The sequence below is a fragment of the Halococcus agarilyticus genome (assembly GCF_000334895.1).
Taxonomy (GTDB): Archaea; Halobacteriota; Halobacteria; order Halobacteriales; family Halococcaceae; genus Halococcus; species Halococcus agarilyticus.
In genome coordinates, this window is the sequence record NZ_BAFM01000004.1 from 96,656 (window position 1) to 116,948 (window position 20,293).

The window sequence follows — 20,293 nt, forward strand, 5'->3', positions numbered from 1 at the left end:
CACCGGATAGATATGTTTAATGGGCTTCGGCCAGTCGTTCCGGTCAATGGACGTTCCGCCGCGCGACAGCCGCTCTCCCGTCGTCTCTCCGCCCTGGACACGCCCCGATTCGACCGACAGCGACGCTCGTTCGACCGCATAGTCATGGTCGGGACGCGTATCGCCCTGTGTCCGCACCTCTCGGTCGAGCACTACCGCGGCGGCGAGAAGTGGGTGACTGCGCTCGCCAATCGGCTCGCTACTGACGGAGTCGACGTCTCGATCCGCGCGCTCCCCTACGCGCCCGGCGGCGAGCGCCGGGTCGACGTTCGGGACGTGCTCCACCCGGAAGTCCCCTATCGGGAGGCGTGGCACCACGACCTCTCCGGGTTCGACACCGCGTACGTCTTCTACAACCCGCTCTCGGAGGTGTTCTTTTCCGGAGGGACGACCCGCATCGCGGGCATCCACTCGTGGGCGTTCGTCTCGCCGAAACTGTTCGAGGCCCACTACGGCGTCGTCCCCACCGCCGTCAAGCTTCTCTACCGCGCGATCGGCGAACGCGACCTCGGCCGATTCGACGCGGTCCACACGGTGACACCGGCCTACGACTCGCCGCATCCGAACACGATCCACATCCCGAACTTCGTCGACGTCGAGCGGTTCCACCCCGACAGGGACGACCGCGCCGAGGAGTTCACCGTCCTGACGACCGCCGCCCACATCCGCGAGAAGGGCTGGGACACGGTCCAGGCGGTGGCCGAGCGGCTCGCGCCCGAGATCCGGGTCGTGACGACCGGTGACGGTGCCGGAGCGGTCGAGGGGCTCGGGTTCCTCGACGAGGACGAGCTCGCCGACGCCTACGCCCGCGCGCACGTCGTCCTCCACCCGGCACGGGTCGACACCGACAGCATGGTGATCAACGAGGCCTGCGCGTCGGGCACACCGGTGGTGACGACGCCGCTTTCGACCCACGTCCGCGAGAACGACGCCATCCTCCACGCCGAGACGCCCCGCGGGATGGCTCACGCCGTCCGTCTGCTCCGCGCCGAGTGGCGACACGACGGCGGCTACGACGAGCGCTGCCGGCGCGCGCGAGAGGAGGGTGAGGCTCACGGGTTCGACGAGATCTATCTGCGGCTCAAGGACCTCCTCGTGTCGCCACCGACCGTCGAGACGGGTACGACGCGAACGGAGGTGCGGGTGTGAGCGTTCTCGACACCGTTCGGGACGTTCGAGAACGTTCGCTGTTCCACCCCCAGAACAAGCGACTCGCGATGTACATCGGGGTCGGTCTCGTGGGTGTCGCGATCAATCAGGCAATCACCGTTGGGTTGCCTCGATTCGGCGTTCCGGTGGTGATCGCCGGACTGGCCGCGCGCATCATCAGCACGCTCACGAACTACGCGTTGAACGACAGCGTGACGTGGCGCGGTCGCGGCGCAGCAGGGTTCGGCCAGTGGTGCTGGCGCGGGGTGAAATACGTCGCCACCCGGCTCGTCGGGATCGCCATCGGCACCGTCGGTCTGGTCTTTTTCCACCAGGTCCTCGGCATCCCCCTGTTCTGGGCGAACCCTCTCTCGATAGCGCTCGGTTTCGCATGGGGGTTCGGCGCGAGCGAGAAGTGGGTCTGGGCCTCGGAGGACTCCTCGCTGTCGTTCGAGAAAGTCAAGCGGACGCTCTCACCCTCGGGCGAGGGCAAGCGTGAGTAGACTCAGCGAGGCCGTCGACACGTCCGATTCGTCCGCGTCCGCGACAGACAGGCTGCTCGCCTTTTTCCCGAATCGCGACGACCCGACGTGGTACGTGCTCGGTCTCGCACTCGCCCTGTTCGTCGGCTTTGCGATCTACACGTCGTTGATGCACGCGCGCTTTGCCTCCACCGGGGCCGATCTCGGGGCGTACACCCACATGTTCGCCACCACGCTCGACGGCGAGGGGTGGCTCCTCCACGGGAAGTACCGGGTGAGCCAGCCCACCGGCTCGTACTGGGGCGCACACTTCTCGCTCACGCTCCTCCTCTTCCTCCCGCTGTTCGCGCTCGTTCCCTCCGTTTACACGCTCCTGGTCGCCAAATCGTTCGTGCTCGCGACGAGCGTCGTGGTGCTGTGGCTGCTCGCGCGCGAAGTTCTCGACTCCGACCGGCTCGCGGGTGTGGTGACGCTCTCCTATGCGTTCAACCCCTTTCTGTGGTCGGCGTGGTCGTTCGACTTCCAGGAACAGATCCTGATCCCGCCGCTGCTGTTCGCCGCGTACTACGCCTACCGGAAGGAGCATCATCTCGCCTTCCTCGGACTGCTCGCCGCCGTACTCTTCACCAACGAGTTCGTGATCTACGTCGTGGCGGGGTTCACCGTCGGGCTGATCGTCGCGGCGGCCAGAGCGGGTCGACTGCGCGAGCGTGCACCCGTCCTCGTCGCGGCGGTGGTGCTGGTGGGCGTCGCGCGCGTCGTCTCGACGACGATCATGAGCTACTACAGCGCGTTCGGCGGGCTGCCGTCGTACGTGGTGGCGGCACCGCTCCAGCCGTTCATCGACACCGCGCGCGTCTCGCTGACCGACCTCGTCGGGCTCATGCTCGCGAACCCCGAGCTCCTGCTCGAATCGGCGACGTTCGCGGTCGACCAGAAGCTGCTCTTCTTCGCCGCGTTCATGCTGCCCGTCCTCTTTCTCGCCCTGTTCGACGAGCGGTCGCTGTTCGCGCTCGTGCCGTTCCTCGGGTTCGCGTGGGTGTTCACCGGCGAGGCGAAGGCGGTCTACTACACCTTCGGCGCGCACTACCCGCTCTACCTCCTGCCCTTTGTCTACGTCGGGACGATGGGCGCGCTCGATCGGCTGTCCGGCCGGTTCGAGTCGGTCTCGCGACCCTCCAGGGCGGTGTTCGCTGGCCTGGTCGCCGTCGTGCTCGTCACGAGCCTCGTGGCCGGCGTGGCCTCGGGCGGCGGCCACCTCGCGCGGCCGCCCGACCCACAGCCCGACCACCGGGAGACCCTCGACGCCGCGATCGAGTCGATCCCCGCGAACGCCACGCTGATCGCCCAGAACGACATCTACCCCCACGTCGCCACCCGCGAGAACGCGGGGTTCATCGTGAGTCAGAACACCTTCAGCGCGTACGAGCGCGAGTACGGACCGGTCACCCCCGAGTATATCCTCGTCGACAGCCAGCTCAACCCGAACGCGCCGTGGTCGCGCACCGTCCAGCGGAGCTACGCCGACCGTCTCGGCTCGGAGTACGGCCTCTCCCGGTACGAGGACGGGGTGCAGATCTTCGAGCGCGGCTACGACGGCCCGGTTCGGGGGATCACGCAGTCAGAACCGGACGCGCGTCGGTACGACGCCGCCGACTTCGCCACCGACACCGGCACGGAGAGCGACGGCCGGATCGTCAGCGCGAACGGCTCGGCTGGCGATTACATCTGGTTCGGCCCGTACGACGTGCTGACGCCAGGGACCTACACCGCAACCGTCCGGGTCAACGTCTCGGGCGTGGGGTCGACACCGGTCGTCCGGATCGACGCGGCCGCCGGGGGTGGTTCCGAGATCCTCGCCAGCGAGACGGTCGCGCCCGAACGCGGGTGGCAGACCGTCACGATGACGTTCACGATCGACGAGACGGTGAGTGACGTCGAGTTCCGCGGCATCCGCGAGGGTGACGGACGGGTGGTGTTCGACGGCGTCCGGGTGCGCTATGACTCAGCCGGGAACGGGACGAACGCCAGTCGTCTCGCTGCCGACGCAGCAACGACCCCACCCCGGACGGAGGTGAGCGGATGAGCACCGTCGATCGACTCGGCGAGACCGTCGGCGGGTTCCTCCCCGAGCGTGGCGACCCGACGTGGTACGTGCTCGGGCTCTCGCTCGCGCTGTTCGTCGGCTTCTCGGTCTACCTCTCCCTGCTCTATCGGAGCTTCTGGCTGACCGGCGCGGACTTCGGGAGCTACATCCACATGTTCGAGACCACGCTCGACGGGAGCGGGTTCCTCGAACAGGGGAAGTACACCGTTCGCGGTCCCGACAGTTCGTACTGGGGCGGGCACTTCACCGCGACGCTGCTCGCCTTCCTCCCGATCTACGCCCTGGTTCCGTCGCCCTACACGCTGCTCGTCATCAAGTCCGCGCTGCTCGCGGCGAGCGTCCCGATGCTCTGGGTGCTCGCGCGCGAGCACCTCGATTCGGACCGGATCGCCGGACTCCTGACCGCCTCGTACGCGCTCAACCCCTTCCTCTGGTCGGCGTGGCTGTTCGACTTCCAGGAGCAGATCCTGCTGCCGCTCCTGCTGTTCGCCGCGTACTACACCTACTCCCGGCAACGCTACGTCGCCTTCCTCGCCTTCCTCACGCTCTCGCTGTTTACCAACGAGTTCGTGACGCTGCTGGCGGCGGGCTTTCTCGTGGGTCTCGCGGTCGCGTCCTACCGTGGCGGCCGACTCCGGGCGGAGGCGTGGGTGTTCGGCGCGGCGGCCGGGATCCTCGTGGTCGCGCGGGCGATCGCGAGCTGGGCGATCGGCCAGTACAGCGAGACCTCCGGGCTGCCGACCGACGTGATCGCGGCCCCGCTCCAGGCGTACGTCGAGGGGTCGCGGGTCGGTCTCGGCCGACTGATCGAGATCGTGCTCGCCAACCCAACCCTGATCGTCGACTCGATCGCGGTCGACGTGCTCGACAAGGCGACCTTCCTCGTCCTGCTGTTGGTTCCTGTTCTCTTCGTCGCGGCGGTCGACGAGGTCTCGCTCGGCGCGCTCGTGCCGTTCCTCGGGTTCGCGTGGGTGTTCGCCGGGCGTGACGTCTACTACACCTTCGGCGCGCACTACCCGCTGTACCTCCTGCCGTTCGTCTACATCGGCGCAGTGCGCGTGCTCGCGTGGCTCGATCTCGACGCCACGATCGACCACGACGGAGCCAGGGCGTCGGCGCGCACAGTGTTGTCGGGGCTGTTCGCGCTCGTGCTCGTCGCCAACCTCGTCGTCGGGGTGGGGATGGCCGCCCAGAAGGACGCGATGCCGACGACGAACGACCACACCGAGACGCTGCAGGAGGGAATCGAGGCGGTGCCGGCGAACGCCAGCCTGCTCACCCAGAACGACGTCTTCCCCCACGTCGCCGCGCGCGAGAACGCGACGTTCACCGCGAACCGCACGCTGTTCTACCGGTATCAGCGCGCGAACGAGCAGCCACGGCCCGAGTACATCCTGCTCGACACCGAGCTCGAAACCCAGGGGATCGAGTGGGCGCAACCCGTGCGCCAGATCTACCTCGGCCAGTTCGGCACGACCTACGGCCTCGAGCACTACGGCGACGAGGTCTGGGTGTTCAGACGCGGCTACAACGGCTCGCCGACGGGACTCTCTGGTTCGTACGCCGTCGAGCCGCGCACCTACGAGCCGAACGACTTCATCCCGAACGACGCGCTGACCATCGACGGGCAGCTCGTGGGGACGGGCGGTGCGACGGGGATCTACTACTGGTACGGCCCGGGCACGATGCTCCCGCCGGGCGACTACACCGCGACCTTCCTGGTCAACGCGACCAGCGAAGATGCACGCCCCGTCGCGGATCTCGAAGTCGCCGCGGGCGTCACGCCCCGCCGGATCGGCAACGAGACCGTGACGAACACCGACGGTCTCGAGAACGTGACGGTGGAGTTCTCGCTCGATCGGATGCAGTCGAACGTCGAGTTCCGCGCGGTCAGGGCCGGCGGCGAGGGACGGCTCGCGCTCGAAAACGTCACCGTCGCGTCGCGGGCCGCGGTCGGCGACACCGGCGGAGTCGACGCGAACGGGTCGGGCTGAGCGCCGGCTGCCGGCGATCCGGTGATCGAACCCAGAAGAATCGGCGACTGCAACCGCAACCGACGGCCGCCTCGCTCACTCGCGGTCGGACAGCAGCTTCGCGGCGACGCCCCCGAGCGCCGTGAGCGTCGCGAGCACGCCGAATCCCGGGCCGTCGACCCGACTGATCCACCCCTCGCTCTCGCCGGTGTTGGTGGCCGTCGTGGTCTCGCGTGTCGTGTCGCGGGACGTCGTGTCGGTGGCCGCGGCGGTCGTGGTCGGTGTTTCGCTCGTCGGCGTCGGTGACGGCGTCGCCGTCGGTGTGGATGTCGGTGTCGGCGTCGGAGTAGGTGTCGGCGTGGGTGTCGGGGTCGGCGTCGCGGTGGGTGGCTGCTCCGGCGTCGCGGTGGAGGATTGGGTCGTCGTCTCGGGTTCGGGGGGCAGGATCTTCCGGACCGCGCCGGTCTCGCCGCTGACCTCGATGTTGTCGGTCGTCAGGACGTAGAGCTCGCCGCGCGAATCGGGATAGACGCCGAGCACGAACGAGTCGAGAGTGCCGTCCTCGAACCCCTCGAAGGTGACCTCTTCGAGGGGCCACTGACCCTCTTCGGGCGGGGTGGCGGCGAACACCGAGCCGCCCGGCGCACCACCCTTGGTGTAGTCGCCGAAGACGAACTTCCCGCGGAGGCTGGGGATCGTCGCGTTCTCGTAGATCGTGCCACCGGTGACCGCGTTGCCCACGGGTTCACCCTCGTAACTGTGGGGGTACTCGATGACCGGCGGGATGAGCGGTTCGCCGCCGCGAACGTTCTCGGGGGTCCGATCCGGACAGTCGTCGATGATGGTGTCGCCGTTCGACCGGCGCTCCGCGCTGGCGAAGCAGTGGGTGCCCTCCTTGACGTTCCAGCCGTAGTTCTTCCCCTTCGCGACGATGCTCACCTCCTCGTAGCTGAACTGGCCGACGTCACACACGAACAGGTTCCCCCTGGCGAACGTCATCCGCCACGGGTTGCGAAAGCCCCACGCGAACTGCTCGTCGAGGCCCTCCTCGCCCACCAGCGGGTTGTCGTCGGGGATCCCGTAGGGTTTGCCGTCCTCCCGGCTGTCGACGTCGATCCGGAGGATCGATCCGAGGAGGTTCTCGGTGACGTCCTGGCCGTTGCCACCGCGATTCCCGTACCAGTCGTCGACGTTGCCCTCGATCGCGAGATCGCCGCCACCGTTGCCCATCCCCATGTAGAGGTAGCCGTCGTCGGGACCGAACAGGATCTCGCCCGCGTTGTGGGTATAGAACGGCGACGGGATCTCCAGGACCGTGCGCTCGGAGTCAGGAACCCCCGACGAGAAGTCCTCGGTCGCGCGGAACTCGGAAAGCACCTGGGTGTGGGTGTAGCCGGCGGGCGTTCCCGGCCGCGGCGGCGCGCTGTAGTGGAGGTAGAACTTCCGGTTTTCCCGATAGTTCGGGTGGAAGGTCAGGCCGAGCAGCCCGCGCTCGTCGATCTGCTTTTCGCCCGGCAGGTTGTCGAAGTTCACGAGCCGGCTCCCGATGTCGATGAACGGCTCCAGACCGCCGTCACCGAGCGTGTAGACCTGGCCGACCTGATCGACCACGAACCGGCGATCGCTGCCGGGCGGGGTTTCGAGCGCGAGCGGGGCGGTCATCCCGCCCTCGACGACGGTTTCGATCGCGACCGTCGGCCCTCGTGGCATGTATCGCTCGGACGAGGGCTCCTCCGGTGTCGGGGTCGCTGTGGTGGTCGTCGCTCCCTCGACCCGAAGATCGCCGCGCATCGAGGCCTGATGGGGTTGACAGAAATACTCCGCCATCTCCTCGGTCGCGGTGAAGGTGAGCGTCTGGGTCGCGCCCTGTTCGGACATGATCTCGGTGCGTTCGAGGACGTTCCCCTCGCCGTCGACCAGCACGAGGTTGTGGCCCTGTCCGTCGACGTTGGTCCACGTGATCTCGTAGCGCTCGCCAGGCGTGAGGGCGAGGGTGGGGTTCGTTTCGTCGGCGATCGCGTCCGGGCTTCGACCGACCCACCCCGAGATCTCCCCGCCGAGCTCGAAGGTCGTCGTCGACTGGGCTCCGGCGACACCGCTCAGTCCGAGTGCGGTGGTCGCCGTGGCGGTCTGCAGGAACCGCCGCCGGGACAGGGTCGGAGGGGTGGAGGGCGTAGGCGGTCCTCTCGTCACGGTCGTACGTGTACGCAAAGCGGATTAAGCGTGACGGCTTCGGCCCGCGCGGCCGGCTGGTGCGGGCGCTCCCTCGGCGACGTGTGTCGCGAGCGAGTCGAGCCGTCCCGTACCCGTCGACTCACTCGGGCCCCGACCCGCGGCCGTCGACGACCGTGCCGCCGACGATCTGGCCGTACGCCCGCCGGAACCGCTCGGAAAGCGCCTGATGCGAGATGCCGAGCCGGTCGGCGAGGTCGGCTGCCGTGACCTCGCGCGGCACCTCGTAGTAGCCCGCCTCGAACGCCGCGACCAGCGCCTCGCGCTGCTCGTCGGTCAGGTCGAACCGGTCGCCACGGCCGCCGCCGTACGTGCCGATGCGTTCGAGTTCGGTGCCACACTCGCAGTCCACGATCGCCTCGTACGCCCGCGTGAGCGCGTCGCGATCGGGGAGCAACAGCTGAAGCGTCCACGTGCCGCCCCCACCCCGTGCCGACAGGATCGTGGCGTCCTCGGCGCGCACGCGTGCGAGGAACCGGCGCGGCTGGCCGTCCCACGCGACCCCGAACACCCACCCGTCGCCACGGTCGGCGAGATACTCGACCGCCGTGACCGACGGGTCCGCGCGGAGCGCGGCGGCGACCTCGCTCTGGCTGGTCGCGTCGGTCCGGATCACGAGCAGCACGCGATCGTCCGGGGCCGCGATCGCGGGTTCGAGGTCGACACGGGCGTCCGGGGCGCGCTCGAACAGCGTTCCGAGCGCGAACCCTGCGGCCGTGACCGCGATCCGCGCGGTGGTCGCGTCGGCTTCGGCTGCAGCGGTCGGCCGCGTGTCGGCCGTCGGCGTGCCCTCACCCATCGGCGTGACGCGGCGAGCGTGCGCCGCGGACCCCGTTCCCGTCGCGCAGCTTGTCCTCGCAGTTCGGACAGACGCGCGCGTTCTCCATCCCGTTCGGGGCGAACACGCGCACGTACTGTGCAGTCACGAACCCGCCGCAGTTCTTGCACTCCGGCATATGCTCGAAAGCCAATGGCCAGTGAAATACCTGTACTCCCTTACCACGCACCCCACTTATCACGGGATGGATGACAACTCGCCCTCGCTCGGCGATCGTTTCGGCGAGCGCCGGGCGACCGGTGGGCCACCCGTCGATGCGGGGATAGAAACCCACTTTTGAGCCGGCTGATAACGACTGATATGTTCGACGGCGTGCGTGCGTCCCTCGCCGCCGCGTGCTCGCGCGCCAGGCGGCTCGAACGCAGGGAGGTCCACGAGTTCCGGCGCTGGATCGAGAGCACGCAGAACCTCGTCCACCTCTCGGTGCTGCTGTTCGTCCCGTTGCTGATCGCCGGGGTGACGGCCATCTCGAACCTCTCGGCCGAGCTGACCTTCCTGCTGTTCCCGCCGCTCGCCTCCGGGGCGTACCTGCTCTTTGCCCACCCGACGGGCCGGTACTCCTCGCCGTATCGGTTCGTCGCCGGGCTGACCCTCGGCGCGCTGTGTGGCTGGCTCGCGCTCCAGCTCTCGGCGGCGTTCCTGTACCACGGCCCGCCGAGCCAGCACCGGGTTCACGCCGCTGGCGCGGCGCTCGCGATGTTCCTCACCGGCGCGACGACGTGGGGGTTCGACATCGAGGAGCCCGCGGCGTACTCGACCGCGCTGCTCGCGCTCGTCGGCGACGCCGCCGGTTTCGCGTACGTGGTCTCGATCGCCGCGTCGAGCGCGCTGGTCGCGGGCGCGTTCGTGCTCTGGCACCGTGCGTTCTACGCCGACCGCGCCCGGTATCTCTACCAGTCGACCAAGGGTGACGACCACGTGCTCGTGCCGATGCGCGGCGAGCATCCCGACGCGACCGCCATGCTCGGCGCGCGGCTCGCTGCCGCCCACGACGCCGGCAAGGTCGTGCTCCTCGACATCGTGGACGCGGACGACGGCGACACGACACGGCGGACGACCGCCGACGGCGGCGATGGGGAGTCGCTCGCGACGGACGGCGGCGCGACGGGGACGACCGACGAGACAGCGGCCGACGAGATCGCCACGAGCCTCGAAGACCGTGCCGCCACGATCGAGACGACCGTCGGCGTCCCCTGCGAGGTCGCGGTCGTCGACAGCGGAGCGGAGTCGCTCGCGGCGGCGGTGCTCCGGACCGCCCGCGAGGCCAACTGCGACCTGATCGCGACACCTTACGAGGAATCGGACGGAACTGCCGCGCCGTACATCCGGTCGCTATTTCGAACGGACATGGACGTGCTCGTCCACCGCTCGGCAGACGGCCGCACCGACTGGGGGCGCGCCCTCGTGCCGGTGCGGAGCGTGAGCGACGTGGCCCACAGCATGCTGGAGTTCGCCTGCCGGCTCGCGGGCTCGGCCGGGGAGACCGCGGTCTGTCACTGCATCGACTCGCCGGCGGAGCGTCGGCGGGCCGAGCGGATGCTCGCCGACCTCGTCGAGACGTTCCCCGGCGGGATCGAGACTCGCGTTCCCCAGGCCTCCATCGGGTCGTTCCTCGAAACCGTCGCGCCGCAGTACGACCTCGTCCTCGTCGGCGCGAGCACCGACCGGAGCAGCGTCTCGCGACTGCTCTCGCCCGCCACGTTCGAGCGCCTGCCCGACATCGACTGTGACCTCGCTATCGTCGATCGACGGTCCCGGCCGCTGTCGCGCGAGTGATGTCATTCAGCACATCACTTATGGGGCTGTAGTGGTTACTGGCAACCGATGAGTGGGCGTGACGAGGACGACGCGACCCCGCTCTTCGAGGACGCTCGGACGACGGCGAACGGAAACGTCGTCTCGGTCACGATCTACGACGCACGGGCGTGGGATCGCTTTCCGAGCGATAGCAAGTACAGTATGCACTACGGGACGACGGCCGGCGAAATCATCGTTCGGTACGACAACCACCACGCAGACACGAAAGGCCACGAGCGTCACGACGGGGAAACGACCGAATCGATCGCGTTTCCCGGCTACGAAGCGCTCCTCAAGCGGTTCTACACCGAGGTGACACAGCATGAACCAGGATTCGAACTCCCGACCGGAATCGAACTCGACAGCGCCGACGGTGCTGACAGTCCGGGTTGAACCCGACGAGCGGTTCGTCGACCGATCGATCGCTGCCGTGCGAGCACTCGATCGGGGCGAACGACCCGACGAGTATCACGGCGTGAGTCTCCGCGACGCCGACGAGCTGGGCCGGCTGCTCAGCGCGAACAACGTCGAACTCCTCCGGACCATCGCCCGCGAGGAGCCCGACAGCATCCGCGAGCTCTGTCGGCTCGTCGACCGCGATATCAGGCAGGTCAGCGACAACCTCGCCGAACTCGAGGCATTGGGAATCGTCGAACTCCAGCAGGACGGACGGGCGAAGCGCCCGCGCTTCGAGTACGACGAGATCGATATCCGAGTGCCGATCGGGGACGACGCTGAAACCGATCCAGCGCCGGCGTAGAACCGGATATTGGGTAATAGCTTGGCTGCCGGTTTCGACGACGACGGCACGTGATCGTCGTCGACCGTGCCGATCAGTCCAGCAGTTGTGCGGGTTGCCGCTGTCGATCTTCGCTATCGAACAAAAAGAGCCGGTGGGGGGATTTGAACCCTCGGCCTAATCCTTACGAAGGATTCGCTCTAGCCAGTCTGAGCTACACCGGCGCAGGTTGAACACCGGCCACGAGGGGTATAATCGTTGCGAATCGCCGGTGGCTAGCCGTCCCGACGACCCGCAGCTACGGCCCGCCTCACGCCCGAAGTCGAACGTCGAGACAGACGTTCAGTTCGTGGGGTGCGTACGATCGGACCGTATGCTTGGTCTCGACCGACACCTCGTAGCCCTCGGCGGCCACCCGGATCGCGCGCTCGCCCGGTCCGTAGGGATCGTCCTCGTGCTGGATGTCGTAGTAGTGGAGGACACACTCCTCGCCAGCGAGGTCGATCGCCGTATCGAGGAACGCGTCGGCGCTGTGGGGCAGGTTCATCACGATGCGGTCGGCTCCACCCTCGATCCCCGTTGCGACCTCGCGGACGTCGCCCTCGATCGCCTCGATTCGCTCGGCGACGTCGTTCCGCCTGGCGTTCTCGCGGAGGTACTCGATCGCCACCGGGTTGCGATCGACCGCGATCACGTCCGCGCCGCGTCCCGCGAACGGGATCGCGAACGGGCCGACGCCGGCGAACATGTCGACGATCCGCTCGTCGGCCGCCGCCTGCTGGATCACACGGTGGCGCTCGGTCGCGAGCCGGGGCGAGAAATACACCTCCGCAACGTCGAGCGCGAACGCACAACCGTACTCGCGGTGGATGGTTTCGGTGCTCTCGCCAGCGAGCACGTCCCACTCGCGGGTTCGAAACTCGCCCTCGATCTTCGAGGCGCGATTCAGCACCGTTTTCACCGGGATCGAGGAGTCCATCACCGCGTCGGCGATCCGCCGCGCGCGCTCGTGATCGTCTTCTCGGAGCAGCACGATGTCGCCGAGGCGCTCGTAACTCGGATCGAACCCGAGCAGGTCGGCGGGCATCGTCTGGGTCTCGCGGGTGGGCACGTCGCGCTCCTCGATCGTGTACTTCTCCGGCACCGCGTCGGGATCGACGACGGGGGCGTAGAGCCAGCCGTCCACGACGGTGATCTCGTGGTCGTGATCGAGGAGGTCTCGCTCCGCGAGGCGCTCGCGCGTCCGCTCGCCGTCCTCGCGCGCGACGCGGACACACGGTATCTGCATACCCGCACTCGCCGGCAGTCGGGCCTAAGGCTGACGCTTCGCGCGACGACCGTGCGCCCGCACGCGAACGGAGACGTGGTCCGACCGCTCCGGCACAACGTATAACCGCCGGCCGGCGGGAAGACGATCATGGACACCGACCTCGCAGGACGGACGGCGCTCGTCACGGGTGCCGGCCGGGGTAACGGCCACCGAACCGCGCTCTCGCTCGCCGAGCACGGCGCGAGCGTCGTCGTGAACGACGTGGACGAGGACGTGGCGGAGGCGACCGCCACCGAGATCCGCGAGGCGGGCGGCGAAAGCGTCGCGGTCGCCGCCGACGTGAGCGACGAAGCCGCCGTCGAGGCGATGGTCGAGCACGCGAGCGCGGAGTTCGGCACCGTCGATGTCCTCGTCAACAACGCGGGCGTCGGCACCGCGGGGCCGTTCCTCGACGCTGACTACGACGACGCCTTCGAGTTGAATCTCGACGTCCACCTCCGGGGATCGCTCAACTGCCTGCGCCACACCGTCGATGGGATGGTCGAGGCGGGCTACGGCAAGGTCGTCAACGTCACTTCGATCCACACGAAAAACGGCGTCGGGATGTCACCGCAGTACGATATCGGGAAGTACAGCCTGCTCGGGCTCACGAAGAGCCTCGCGCTCGAGCTCGGTCGCGAGGGCGTGCGGGTCAACGCCGTCGCGCCCGGCTGGGCCGACACCCGGATGACCGACGAGTTCTCCGACGCGGTGACCGAGCAGATCCTCGACAACAACCCGCTCGGCCGGTTCGCGGAGCCCGAAGAGATCGCCGACGCGATCACCTTTCTCGCTTCGCCCGCCAGCGACTACGTGAACGGCCACGAGCTTCGGGTCGACGGCGGCCAGGTCCCGATCGACAGCTGGCGGCTCGACGACCGGTAGACCGCTCCGACGCCGAACACCGATTTTGGCGCGCGCTCGCGCTCGTGTGCGAGTGAAGCGAGCACCGAGCGCGGATCGGCGTGCGAGGGATGAGCGAACGAACGAAGTGAGTGAGCGAATCGGCTGGGGAGGCGCGTGGTCAGCGGTTGTGGCGCGGTACTGTGGCGTGCGGTACCTGGCGGACTGAAAGGGCGAGGCGCGCTCGCGGGGCGAGGGCTTTTAGCCATTGCTGTCGACTTCGGTCGAGTCTTCCGGACAAACGCGTTGAGGCTTGACACATCATTCCAAGCGGGTCGAACCGCTTACCCCGCCTCGAAACCGAACCACGCCATGCTCACCTTCGTCGGACTCGGCCTCTACGACGAGCGCTCGATCACGGTCGAGGGCCGGGACGCGCTCCGCGACGCCGACCGTGTCTTCGCCGAGTTCTACACCAGCAAACTCGCCGGGACCACAGTCGAGAGTCTCGAAGCCTACCACGACACCGAGATCGAGGTTCGCGACCGGACGGGCGTCGAGCAGGAGCCCGAACCGGTCCTCGATGCAGCCGAGGACGGCGCGACGGCGTTCGTGGTCGCCGGCGACCCCATGATATCGACCACCCACACCGATCTCCGTCTTCGTGCCCACGAGCGCGGGATCGCGACCCGCGTGATCCACGGCACGACCGCCCAGGCCGCCGCGAGCTCCCTGACGGGACTCCAGAACTACCGCTTCGGCAAGGCGACCACGATCCCGTTCGCCTACGGCGACGGCGATATCCCTCAGAGCGTGCTCGACACCATCGACGCGAACCGCGAGCGCGGCCTCCACACGCTCTGCTATCTCGACATCAAGGCCGCCGAGGAGCGCTACATGACCGCGAGCACCGCCGCCGAGCGGCTCGCTCCAGACCTCGACGATCCGCTCGGGGTCGTCGTCGCCCGCGCGGGGAGTCCCGATCCGGTCGTGACCGCGGATCGGCTCTCGGTGCTCGCCGAGCGTTCGTTCGGCGAGCCGCTCCACCTGCTCGTGATTCCCGGCGATCTCCACCACGTCGAGCGCGACGCGCTGGTGGGGCTTGCCGATGCGCCCGAAAACCTGATGTAGCGCCCTTTCGCTCGTCGGCGTCACCGCGTGAGCATGAACGTTTCGTCGTCTCCCTGCCGATGGACGACTTCGACTTTCGCCGGGAGGTCGCCGTCGACAGCGATCGTGACTTCGTAGTCGATCGTTCCGGCCTCGGCCTCACAGCCGAGCGTCGTCGTGCCGTTCGACGGTCCGTGTCGGCCCATCCCGACAACGACGACGATGGTTTCGCTCTCGTTACGGATCGATGTGAGAGTTGGGTCCCCACACGTCTCGACGAAGATAGCACCCGTGACGACGATACGGCTTCGATCCGGTTCGAACCTGGCGGTCGCCGTTTCGTCGGATGGGCGATCGCCGGGACTGGCGTAGTCGGTGATCGTGAACGCGGCCGAGACGTTCTCAGTAGTCCTCCGTACCCGCGTCGGCGTCGTCGTGGTTCTCGTCGGCACGGTGGCCGTCTCCGCGTCGTCGGCGACCGTGGCGGTCCCCATGATCGTCTCGACGTCGGTCGCCGTGGCCTCCATCGTCTCCGTGGCGTTCATCGTGGTCGCTTTCGTGTCCCGCTCGGTGGTCGTCGCGGTCGCTGGCGTCGGGGTTTCGTCGGTGCCTGACGTCTCGGTTTCCGTGTCACCCCCGACGGCGGGTTCTCGACACAGCCGACCGTGCCGATAATCGACAGCACGACAGCGGTCCACTCGACGAAGGTCCGTCGGTGCACGAGTGTTCGTATGGGCCGAAGCAACACCCCGTTAAGTGCTTTCTGTCGGGTTCTGGTGTTCGTTCGGGGTTGCTCGCCATCAGAGGTTCGTCGAGGTGCGAGGACCGACGGCGTTCGATCAGCCCTCCCGTCGGCGCGCGTTCACGGGCTTCGCCCGCTCGTGCCATCCGAGTCGTCGGAAACGCTTCGCGTTTCCGAGATCCCGAAAGGCGAAGCCTTTCGGGTGACTGCGAGAATCGTTTTACGATTCTCGAACGCTTCGCGTCTCGCGCATCCCGACACCGAGCGCTCGCTGGAGGTCGTACTCCGTCCCGGTCGCCATGTAGAGCACGTCCTCGATCACGACCATCACCTCCGGGAGTTCGTGGATCACGACCCACGTGATCGCGACCATCGCCACCACCGAGAGGCTCTGGGCGAGCACCCGATCGGCGATGAAGTACGACACCTTGTACGGGTCCGAGGAACCGAACAGCGACATGACGGTCTCGGGAAAGAGGTGAAAGCGCTGAGTGCCGAAGCCGACCGCGATGAACACGTTCCGGACGAGATTTAGTCCATAAATCACCGGGATCGAGACCGCGAGCGCACGGAGTTTTCTGCCGAGTGGCGCGTCGGTCGCAGCGATCAGCCCGCCGAAGATCGCCATGCTCCCCACGCCGGTGCAGGCGATCAGAATGGTATACGTGATGGTCTGCTCGCCCTCGACGAACCAGAACGTGCTCTGGTAGTCGGGGTACGTCCCGCTCGGGACCTGGGTGCCCGAAACCACCGTCGGATCGACGCCGATGAGCTCGATCAGGAACGCGGTCTGGCGCGTGACGGTCTCGATCAGGAACTCCTGGAGGACGGTGATCGTCTCGAACGGGAAGAAGATCAGCCCCATCGCGGCGATGGCGCGCGAGAGCACGAACAGCGAGTCGCGCCCGCGCGCGAGCAACAGTCCCGCATAGCAGCTCGCCGGCACCGCTATCAGGGTGCCGATCCCCTCGATGAAGCTCTTCTGGACGAACGCGAAGTGATGGACCACCGAGAGCCAGAACACCGCGAAGACGACCCACGCCGCGACCGTCACCGGGCGCGCAAAGCGACTGTCGCGCCACGAGAGCACCGCGCCGGCGGTGAAGGTACCGACCACGAGCCACGCGAGCGGGTCGGAGAACTGACCGAACCACGCGAGCGCGGCGAGCAGGTCCCCGAACATTCGTCGTCGCTACGGCGATGACGGTCATAGGTCTTGCCGTCGAGACGCGAAACCGTCGGCCGCCGGCGATCGATCCGTCGGCGGAGTCACTCCCGTCTGGTCGCGAGCGCCGCCGTGGCCACGATGACCGCGACAGCGACCAGAATTCCGAACCCGGGGCCGTTCTCGCTCGTGGACCGATCCGAGCCGCTTGCGTTGCCGCCGCCGGACCCGCTCCCGTCGTTCCCGTCGCTTCCGGCCCCGACCGTGGTCGTGGTGACGTTCCGGACCGATACCTCGACGGTCGCGGCGACCGGTTCGCCGTCGCCCGTCGTTTCGCCCATGGCGGTGGCCGCTTCCGCACTGGTCTCGGCTTCGGCAGCGGTTCCGGCCGCCGTGGCGGCCGATCCCGTCGCTGACGTGTAGGGGCCGTCCTCGCTCCCGTTCGAGCTCACGAAGTCGAACACGCCGTTGTCGTTGGTGTCGCGGTGGGCCATCACCACCACCGTCGTGGTCTCGTTGAGCCGCCGGGTGAGCGTCACGGTGACGTTCTCGGCGGTGCCGTTTTCGAGGTGGCTCGACGCACCGAGGACGCTCGCGACGGGGGCTTCGTCGGCGTTCTGTGTGTGGACCACGACGTACCCACCGTTCGCGAGGGTGACGTTCCGGACGGTGACGGTTCCGCCGGTCGTCGTCTGATCGGCGACGGTGAGTCGGGCACCGCCGACCATCGGTTCGGGCGCGCTGTTCGGCCGGACGGGAACCGTGATGTCGTCGCTGGTGTTGAGCGGGCCGACCGCGCGCACGTCGACCGTGGTGTTCGGCGAGGTGTCGGAGAGGTTGAAATCGGTGGCGAAGCTGCCGTTCGGCGCGACGAGGGTGGTGTTGGTCCGCACGAACGACGCGGTGTCGTTGGCCGCGATGGTGACCGTCACTTCGCTCCCCGGCGCGACGCTCGTCGTCCCGGTGACGGTCTGGCCGGCGTCGGCGGTCAGCGAGACGTCGCCGAGACCCAGCTCGGCCCCGACGATGGTGACGTTCGCCGCGATCGACTGGTTGCTCGCGGCGAGGGCGCTCTCCTCGCGCACGGCGAGTTGAGTCTCGAACTCGTCGCCCGGTCGCGGCGGTCCGCGCTCGAACACCGCACTCCCGGTGTCGACGTTGAGGTAGAGCACGTCGTTGTCGGGGTCGGGGATCGCCCGGATCGAGCCGTTCGCGAGGCTCCGTGTGAGATCGAGTCGCTTCGGCCGCCGGTTCGTGTCGGGGTTGGTCTGGCGGACAGTGAGGTTGAACATGCCGCGTTCGACGAGCTGGCTGAAGTTCGCGGCCGCGAACGCGCCGTAGACTCCCGAAACCTTCGACTGGAGCACGAGGACGTCGCCGGCGGCCACGGTGTCGGTGGTGGTGATCCGGTCGTTCTCGATTGCGGCCGCGGCCTCGCTCGCGTTCGTCACGCCATCGAAGCTCCCGGCCGGAGTGGTCCACGTCACGAGTCCGTCGGTCGAGCGCTCGGTCAGCCTGAGTGTCGCGTTGTCGGTTTCGCGCCCGTCGACCGCGACCGAGAGGTTGTACGCGCTGGTGTCGAGGGGAGCGTCGAGCCGCTCGGTCGTCCGGTTCGTCTCGACGACGGCGTCGGCTCCGGCCAGCGTGTCGTACACGCGACTCTCGTTTTCGACGGTGCCGGCGAGGTACGAGTTCATCAGGAGCGTGACCTCGTCGTCGCCGTCGTCGGCGACCGTGACGTTCGTCTCGTAGTTGACTGCACGGCCGCCGATCGTCACCGTGGCCTCGCTCGTCCCGTCGAACTCGAGTTCCACGGCGGCGATGTCGCCGCGGTCCTCGGCGACGGTCGACCGGTTGAACGTCACGTTGCGCTCACCGGCCGGGGTCGTGTTGCCCGGGGGAGCGGCCGTCCCGTTGGTTCCCGTGGGTGTTCCGTTCGGACCGGTGGTCTCCTGGGCGCTCGCCGGCGCGAGGAGCGCCACGCCGCCGAACGACGCGAGGACCACGAGCAGCGCCAGCCAACAGCCGGCAGCTCGTCCGCGGCGGTCGTTCGTCACGGCTCACTACCGACGCGTCGACACGTCGCCGCTCCGGCCGCCGCCGTGTCCGTGGAGGGCGAACACGAGGACTGGAAGGGGGCGTTCGATTCTGGCATCATCCGTCGGATACGAATTGAGGGAACTGCCTGTCTAATAAAGCCTTTGTGGTGGACCCCGCTGCCGGCAGGCGGTCAGTTCGGTCGGGCGACGACCGCGAGGTGGTCGGCGTGGTGGGCGAGCCGGCGGGTATCGAGCACCTCGTACGTCGTCCGGAGTTCGTCGAGCGCCGCGTCGAACACGGTCTCGGGGTCGGCCGTCGCGTCCTCACTCCGAGCCTTGATCGCGGCGATGAGTCGGCCGTCCTCGGCGAGGAACCGCCGATTCGCACACGCCACGCGCGCCTGGCCACGGGTGGCGACGTCCTGAACGATCGCATCGAGATCGGCCTCGACCACGTGGGCGTACGTCTCGGGCTGATGAGCGTTCTTGAGCAGCGGCACGAGCGTGTCGCGCGACTCGGCAACGTCGACGAGATCACCCATCGGCCGCGACGCGAACTCCACCGCGTAGACGACCCGGGCGAGATCAGCGACGTGGCTCGCGGTGGTACCGTTGGCTGCGCCGAGATAGAGCACGCGGTCGTCGCCCGCGAGACCGGTGTCCATCCCGGCGTCGAGCATCGCGCCGAGCTTCGATCGGCGGACGTCCCACGCGCGCCAGTCACCATCGACGGGTTCGCCGTAGACTGGCGGGCCCTGGGTGGCGAGGCGCTCCTCGCCGTCGATCTCGCGGGAGGCAACGCCCTCAGGCAGCGCCATCGTCACCCCGTTCGTCGGCGTGCTGGTCGGTGCCGCCGTGGCCCCCATCGCTGTCGTCGCGGCGTGCTCGGATCCGCGCGATCCGCTCGTCCAGCTCGCGAGCGAGGTCGGGCCGGCGGTCGCCCGCGTAGTGATCGATCCGCGCTGCGATGGTGAGCTTGCCCGCGAGCGCGCGGGCCGCCGATCCCCGCTCATCGGGATGGGTGTGGCGGACGTACTCGTGAGTGTAGATGACGCCGTGTTTCGGCGACGGGGCCGATCCCCGGAGGTGGGCGAACAGCGCGTCCTCGGCTCCGAGGACCTGCATCGTGGAGCTCGACGTCCGCGCCAGCGACTCCAGCCCCCCGGCGAGCGCGAGCAGCCGTGCCGCAAGCGTCGGCCCGGCGAGCGCAGCGAGGTTCGGGGCTACCGTTCGAACCGTTCGCTCGACGTACGTTTCGAGTTCCGCCGCCTCGCTATCGAGTTCGACGACCCGTTCGGCGAGCGTCGTCAGGCGGTCGTCGGCGGACTCGGCGCGGCCGTCGGCCTCCCGCTCGACGAGTTCACGACAGTATTCGATACCGGTGCCGGCGTCTGCCTCCCAGCTCGCGGCCCACTCCGCGACCCGCTCGGCGAGTTCGTTCGCCACGCGTTCGGCGTCGTCCATCGCGCGGACCGCGTGGATCACCTGGCGGTCGTCGGCGCGCTCGCGCTCGGCGGCTGCCTCGCCCGCGGCCGCGATCGCGGCCTCGCGGAGCGCCGCGTAGTACTCCTCGTCGGTGTCGGCGAAGCCAGTCTCGACGGCCCGTGCGGGCCAGTCAGCCGGGGATTCGGCGCTCCCGGTCTCGATCGCGTCGCGTGCGCCATCGAGATCACCGCGCTCCAGCCCCTCGAACCACCCTGTCCCTGCCGGCGTTCCCTCGCTCATGCGT

The 20,293-nt window shown here is 68.3% G+C and carries 18 protein-coding genes and 1 tRNA gene; 9 read left to right on the forward strand and 10 right to left on the reverse strand.

Features of this window, described 5'->3' with window-relative positions; genetic code table 11:
* Positions 1 to 144 precede the first annotated feature (144 nt).
* Genes TX76_RS04640 through TX76_RS04655 form a run of 4 tightly spaced genes read left to right on the forward strand, consistent with a single transcriptional unit; the run spans position 145 to position 5,771 of the window.
* On the forward strand, positions 145 to 1,188 hold the full coding sequence (locus TX76_RS04640) for a glycosyltransferase family 4 protein (protein ID WP_049899627.1): 1,044 nt from the start codon (positions 145 to 147) through the stop codon (positions 1,186 to 1,188).
* Positions 1,185 to 1,691, forward strand: coding sequence for a GtrA family protein (locus TX76_RS04645; protein WP_049899628.1), 507 nt, complete (start codon positions 1,185 to 1,187; stop codon positions 1,689 to 1,691). The genes TX76_RS04640 and TX76_RS04645 overlap by 4 nt, the downstream gene beginning before the upstream one ends.
* Entirely contained in the window at positions 1,684 to 3,756 is a 2,073-nt protein-coding gene (locus TX76_RS04650) for a DUF2079 domain-containing protein (RefSeq protein ID WP_049899630.1), read from the forward strand. The genes TX76_RS04645 and TX76_RS04650 overlap by 8 nt, the downstream gene beginning before the upstream one ends.
* A complete protein-coding gene (locus TX76_RS04655) occupies positions 3,753 to 5,771 on the forward strand; it encodes a DUF2079 domain-containing protein (protein WP_049899631.1) in 2,019 nt (672 codons plus the stop codon). Before TX76_RS04650 ends, TX76_RS04655 begins: the two co-directional genes overlap by 4 nt.
* 75 nt (positions 5,772 to 5,846) lie before the next feature.
* On the opposite strand, the gene TX76_RS04660 is transcribed toward TX76_RS04655, so the two are convergent.
* The 3 genes from TX76_RS04660 to TX76_RS17975 all read right to left on the reverse strand — a co-directional run bounded on the left by TX76_RS04660 (position 5,847) and on the right by TX76_RS17975 (position 8,938).
* Positions 5,847 to 7,943: a PQQ-dependent sugar dehydrogenase gene (locus TX76_RS04660; RefSeq protein WP_079890750.1), complete on the reverse strand. Its 2,097-nt coding sequence runs from the start codon at positions 7,941 to 7,943 to the stop codon at positions 5,847 to 5,849.
* A 121-nt stretch (positions 7,944 to 8,064) separates the two neighbouring features.
* Positions 8,065 to 8,781, reverse strand: a complete 717-nt coding sequence (locus TX76_RS04665) for a helix-turn-helix domain-containing protein (protein WP_049899633.1) — start codon at positions 8,779 to 8,781, stop codon at positions 8,065 to 8,067.
* Positions 8,774 to 8,938 carry a DUF7563 family protein gene (locus TX76_RS17975; RefSeq protein WP_195155995.1) on the reverse strand — a complete coding sequence of 55 codons (165 nt, stop codon included), beginning with the start codon at positions 8,936 to 8,938 and terminating at the stop codon, positions 8,774 to 8,776. The genes TX76_RS04665 and TX76_RS17975 overlap by 8 nt, the downstream gene beginning before the upstream one ends.
* Positions 8,939 to 9,120: 182 nt before the next feature.
* Between TX76_RS17975 and TX76_RS04670 the strand changes: the two genes are divergently transcribed.
* From TX76_RS04670 to TX76_RS04680, 3 genes are read left to right on the forward strand one after another with little or no spacing between them, the layout of a single operon-like run.
* Positions 9,121 to 10,596, forward strand: a complete 1,476-nt coding sequence (locus tag TX76_RS04670; RefSeq protein WP_049899636.1) for an HPP family protein — start codon at positions 9,121 to 9,123, stop codon at positions 10,594 to 10,596.
* Positions 10,597 to 10,644: 48 nt separating this feature from the next.
* Positions 10,645 to 11,010: a toxin-antitoxin system TumE family protein gene (locus TX76_RS17980; protein WP_195155996.1), complete on the forward strand. Its 366-nt coding sequence runs from the start codon at positions 10,645 to 10,647 to the stop codon at positions 11,008 to 11,010.
* Positions 10,940 to 11,377 (forward strand): HVO_A0114 family putative DNA-binding protein, encoded by a 438-nt coding sequence (locus tag TX76_RS04680; RefSeq protein ID WP_049899638.1) that lies wholly within the window; start codon positions 10,940 to 10,942, stop codon positions 11,375 to 11,377. Before TX76_RS17980 ends, TX76_RS04680 begins: the two co-directional genes overlap by 71 nt.
* Positions 11,378 to 11,505: 128 nt before the next feature.
* On the opposite strand, the gene TX76_RS04685 is transcribed toward TX76_RS04680, so the two are convergent.
* Together TX76_RS04685 and TX76_RS04690 are read right to left on the reverse strand one after the other, a co-directional pair.
* A tRNA-Thr gene (locus tag TX76_RS04685) sits at positions 11,506 to 11,580 on the reverse strand.
* An 86-nt stretch (positions 11,581 to 11,666) separates the two neighbouring features.
* On the reverse strand, positions 11,667 to 12,644 hold the full coding sequence (locus tag TX76_RS04690) for a class I SAM-dependent methyltransferase (protein ID WP_049899641.1): 978 nt from the start codon (positions 12,642 to 12,644) through the stop codon (positions 11,667 to 11,669).
* Positions 12,645 to 12,773: 129 nt separating this feature from the next.
* Here TX76_RS04690 and TX76_RS04695 point away from each other — a divergent pair, with 129 nt between their 5' ends.
* Positions 12,774 to 13,550 (forward strand): SDR family NAD(P)-dependent oxidoreductase, encoded by a 777-nt coding sequence (locus TX76_RS04695; protein ID WP_049899648.1) that lies wholly within the window; start codon positions 12,774 to 12,776, stop codon positions 13,548 to 13,550.
* A 330-nt stretch (positions 13,551 to 13,880) separates the two neighbouring features.
* Positions 13,881 to 14,639 (forward strand): diphthine synthase, encoded by a 759-nt coding sequence (dph5, locus tag TX76_RS04700; RefSeq protein WP_049899651.1) that lies wholly within the window; start codon positions 13,881 to 13,883, stop codon positions 14,637 to 14,639.
* Positions 14,640 to 14,659: 20 nt separating this feature from the next.
* Here the strand turns inward: dph5 and TX76_RS04705 are convergent, their stop codons facing one another.
* The 5 genes from TX76_RS04705 to TX76_RS04725 form a co-directional block, all read right to left on the reverse strand.
* The gene (locus tag TX76_RS04705) at positions 14,660 to 15,163 is read right to left on the reverse strand and encodes a hypothetical protein (protein WP_154019002.1); all 504 of its coding nucleotides are present in this window, start codon (positions 15,161 to 15,163) and stop codon (positions 14,660 to 14,662) included.
* Positions 15,164 to 15,580: 417 nt separating this feature from the next.
* The gene (gene artA / locus TX76_RS04710; RefSeq protein ID WP_049899658.1) at positions 15,581 to 16,543 is read right to left on the reverse strand and encodes an archaeosortase A; all 963 of its coding nucleotides are present in this window, start codon (positions 16,541 to 16,543) and stop codon (positions 15,581 to 15,583) included.
* A gap of 86 nt (positions 16,544 to 16,629) precedes the next feature.
* Positions 16,630 to 18,582 carry a DUF7282 domain-containing protein gene (locus TX76_RS04715; protein WP_079890751.1) on the reverse strand — a complete coding sequence of 651 codons (1,953 nt, stop codon included), beginning with the start codon at positions 18,580 to 18,582 and terminating at the stop codon, positions 16,630 to 16,632.
* Between the two features lie 173 nt (positions 18,583 to 18,755).
* Complete coding sequence (locus TX76_RS04720) at positions 18,756 to 19,382, reverse strand: fibrillarin-like rRNA/tRNA 2'-O-methyltransferase (protein ID WP_049899893.1); 627 nt, start codon at positions 19,380 to 19,382, stop codon at positions 18,756 to 18,758.
* Positions 19,369 to 20,289, reverse strand: a complete 921-nt coding sequence (locus TX76_RS04725; protein WP_049899661.1) for an NOP5/NOP56 family protein — start codon at positions 20,287 to 20,289, stop codon at positions 19,369 to 19,371. Before TX76_RS04725 ends, TX76_RS04720 begins: the two co-directional genes overlap by 14 nt.
* Between the last annotated feature and the right edge of the window lie 4 nt (positions 20,290 to 20,293).

Coding starts and splice junctions, on each gene's coding strand:
- TX76_RS04640 (WP_049899627.1), top strand. CDS start 145: ATGGTCGGGACGCGTATCGCCCTGTGTCCGCACCTCTCGGTCGAGCAC.
- TX76_RS04655 (WP_049899631.1), top strand. CDS start 3,753: ATGAGCACCGTCGATCGACTCGGCGAGACCGTCGGCGGGTTCCTCCCC.
- TX76_RS04665 (WP_049899633.1), bottom strand. CDS start 8,781: ATGGGTGAGGGCACGCCGACGGCCGACACGCGGCCGACCGCTGCAGCC.
- TX76_RS17975 (WP_195155995.1), bottom strand. CDS start 8,938: ATGCCGGAGTGCAAGAACTGCGGCGGGTTCGTGACTGCACAGTACGTG.
- TX76_RS04670 (WP_049899636.1), top strand. CDS start 9,121: ATGTTCGACGGCGTGCGTGCGTCCCTCGCCGCCGCGTGCTCGCGCGCC.
- TX76_RS17980 (WP_195155996.1), top strand. CDS start 10,645: ATGAGTGGGCGTGACGAGGACGACGCGACCCCGCTCTTCGAGGACGCT.
- TX76_RS04680 (WP_049899638.1), top strand. CDS start 10,940: ATGAACCAGGATTCGAACTCCCGACCGGAATCGAACTCGACAGCGCCG.
- TX76_RS04690 (WP_049899641.1), bottom strand. CDS start 12,644: ATGCAGATACCGTGTGTCCGCGTCGCGCGCGAGGACGGCGAGCGGACG.
- TX76_RS04695 (WP_049899648.1), top strand. CDS start 12,774: ATGGACACCGACCTCGCAGGACGGACGGCGCTCGTCACGGGTGCCGGC.
- dph5 (WP_049899651.1), top strand. CDS start 13,881: ATGCTCACCTTCGTCGGACTCGGCCTCTACGACGAGCGCTCGATCACG.
- TX76_RS04705 (WP_154019002.1), bottom strand. CDS start 15,163: ATGAACGCCACGGAGACGATGGAGGCCACGGCGACCGACGTCGAGACG.
- artA (WP_049899658.1), bottom strand. CDS start 16,543: ATGTTCGGGGACCTGCTCGCCGCGCTCGCGTGGTTCGGTCAGTTCTCC.
- TX76_RS04720 (WP_049899893.1), bottom strand. CDS start 19,382: ATGGCGCTGCCTGAGGGCGTTGCCTCCCGCGAGATCGACGGCGAGGAG.
- TX76_RS04725 (WP_049899661.1), bottom strand. CDS start 20,289: ATGAGCGAGGGAACGCCGGCAGGGACAGGGTGGTTCGAGGGGCTGGAG.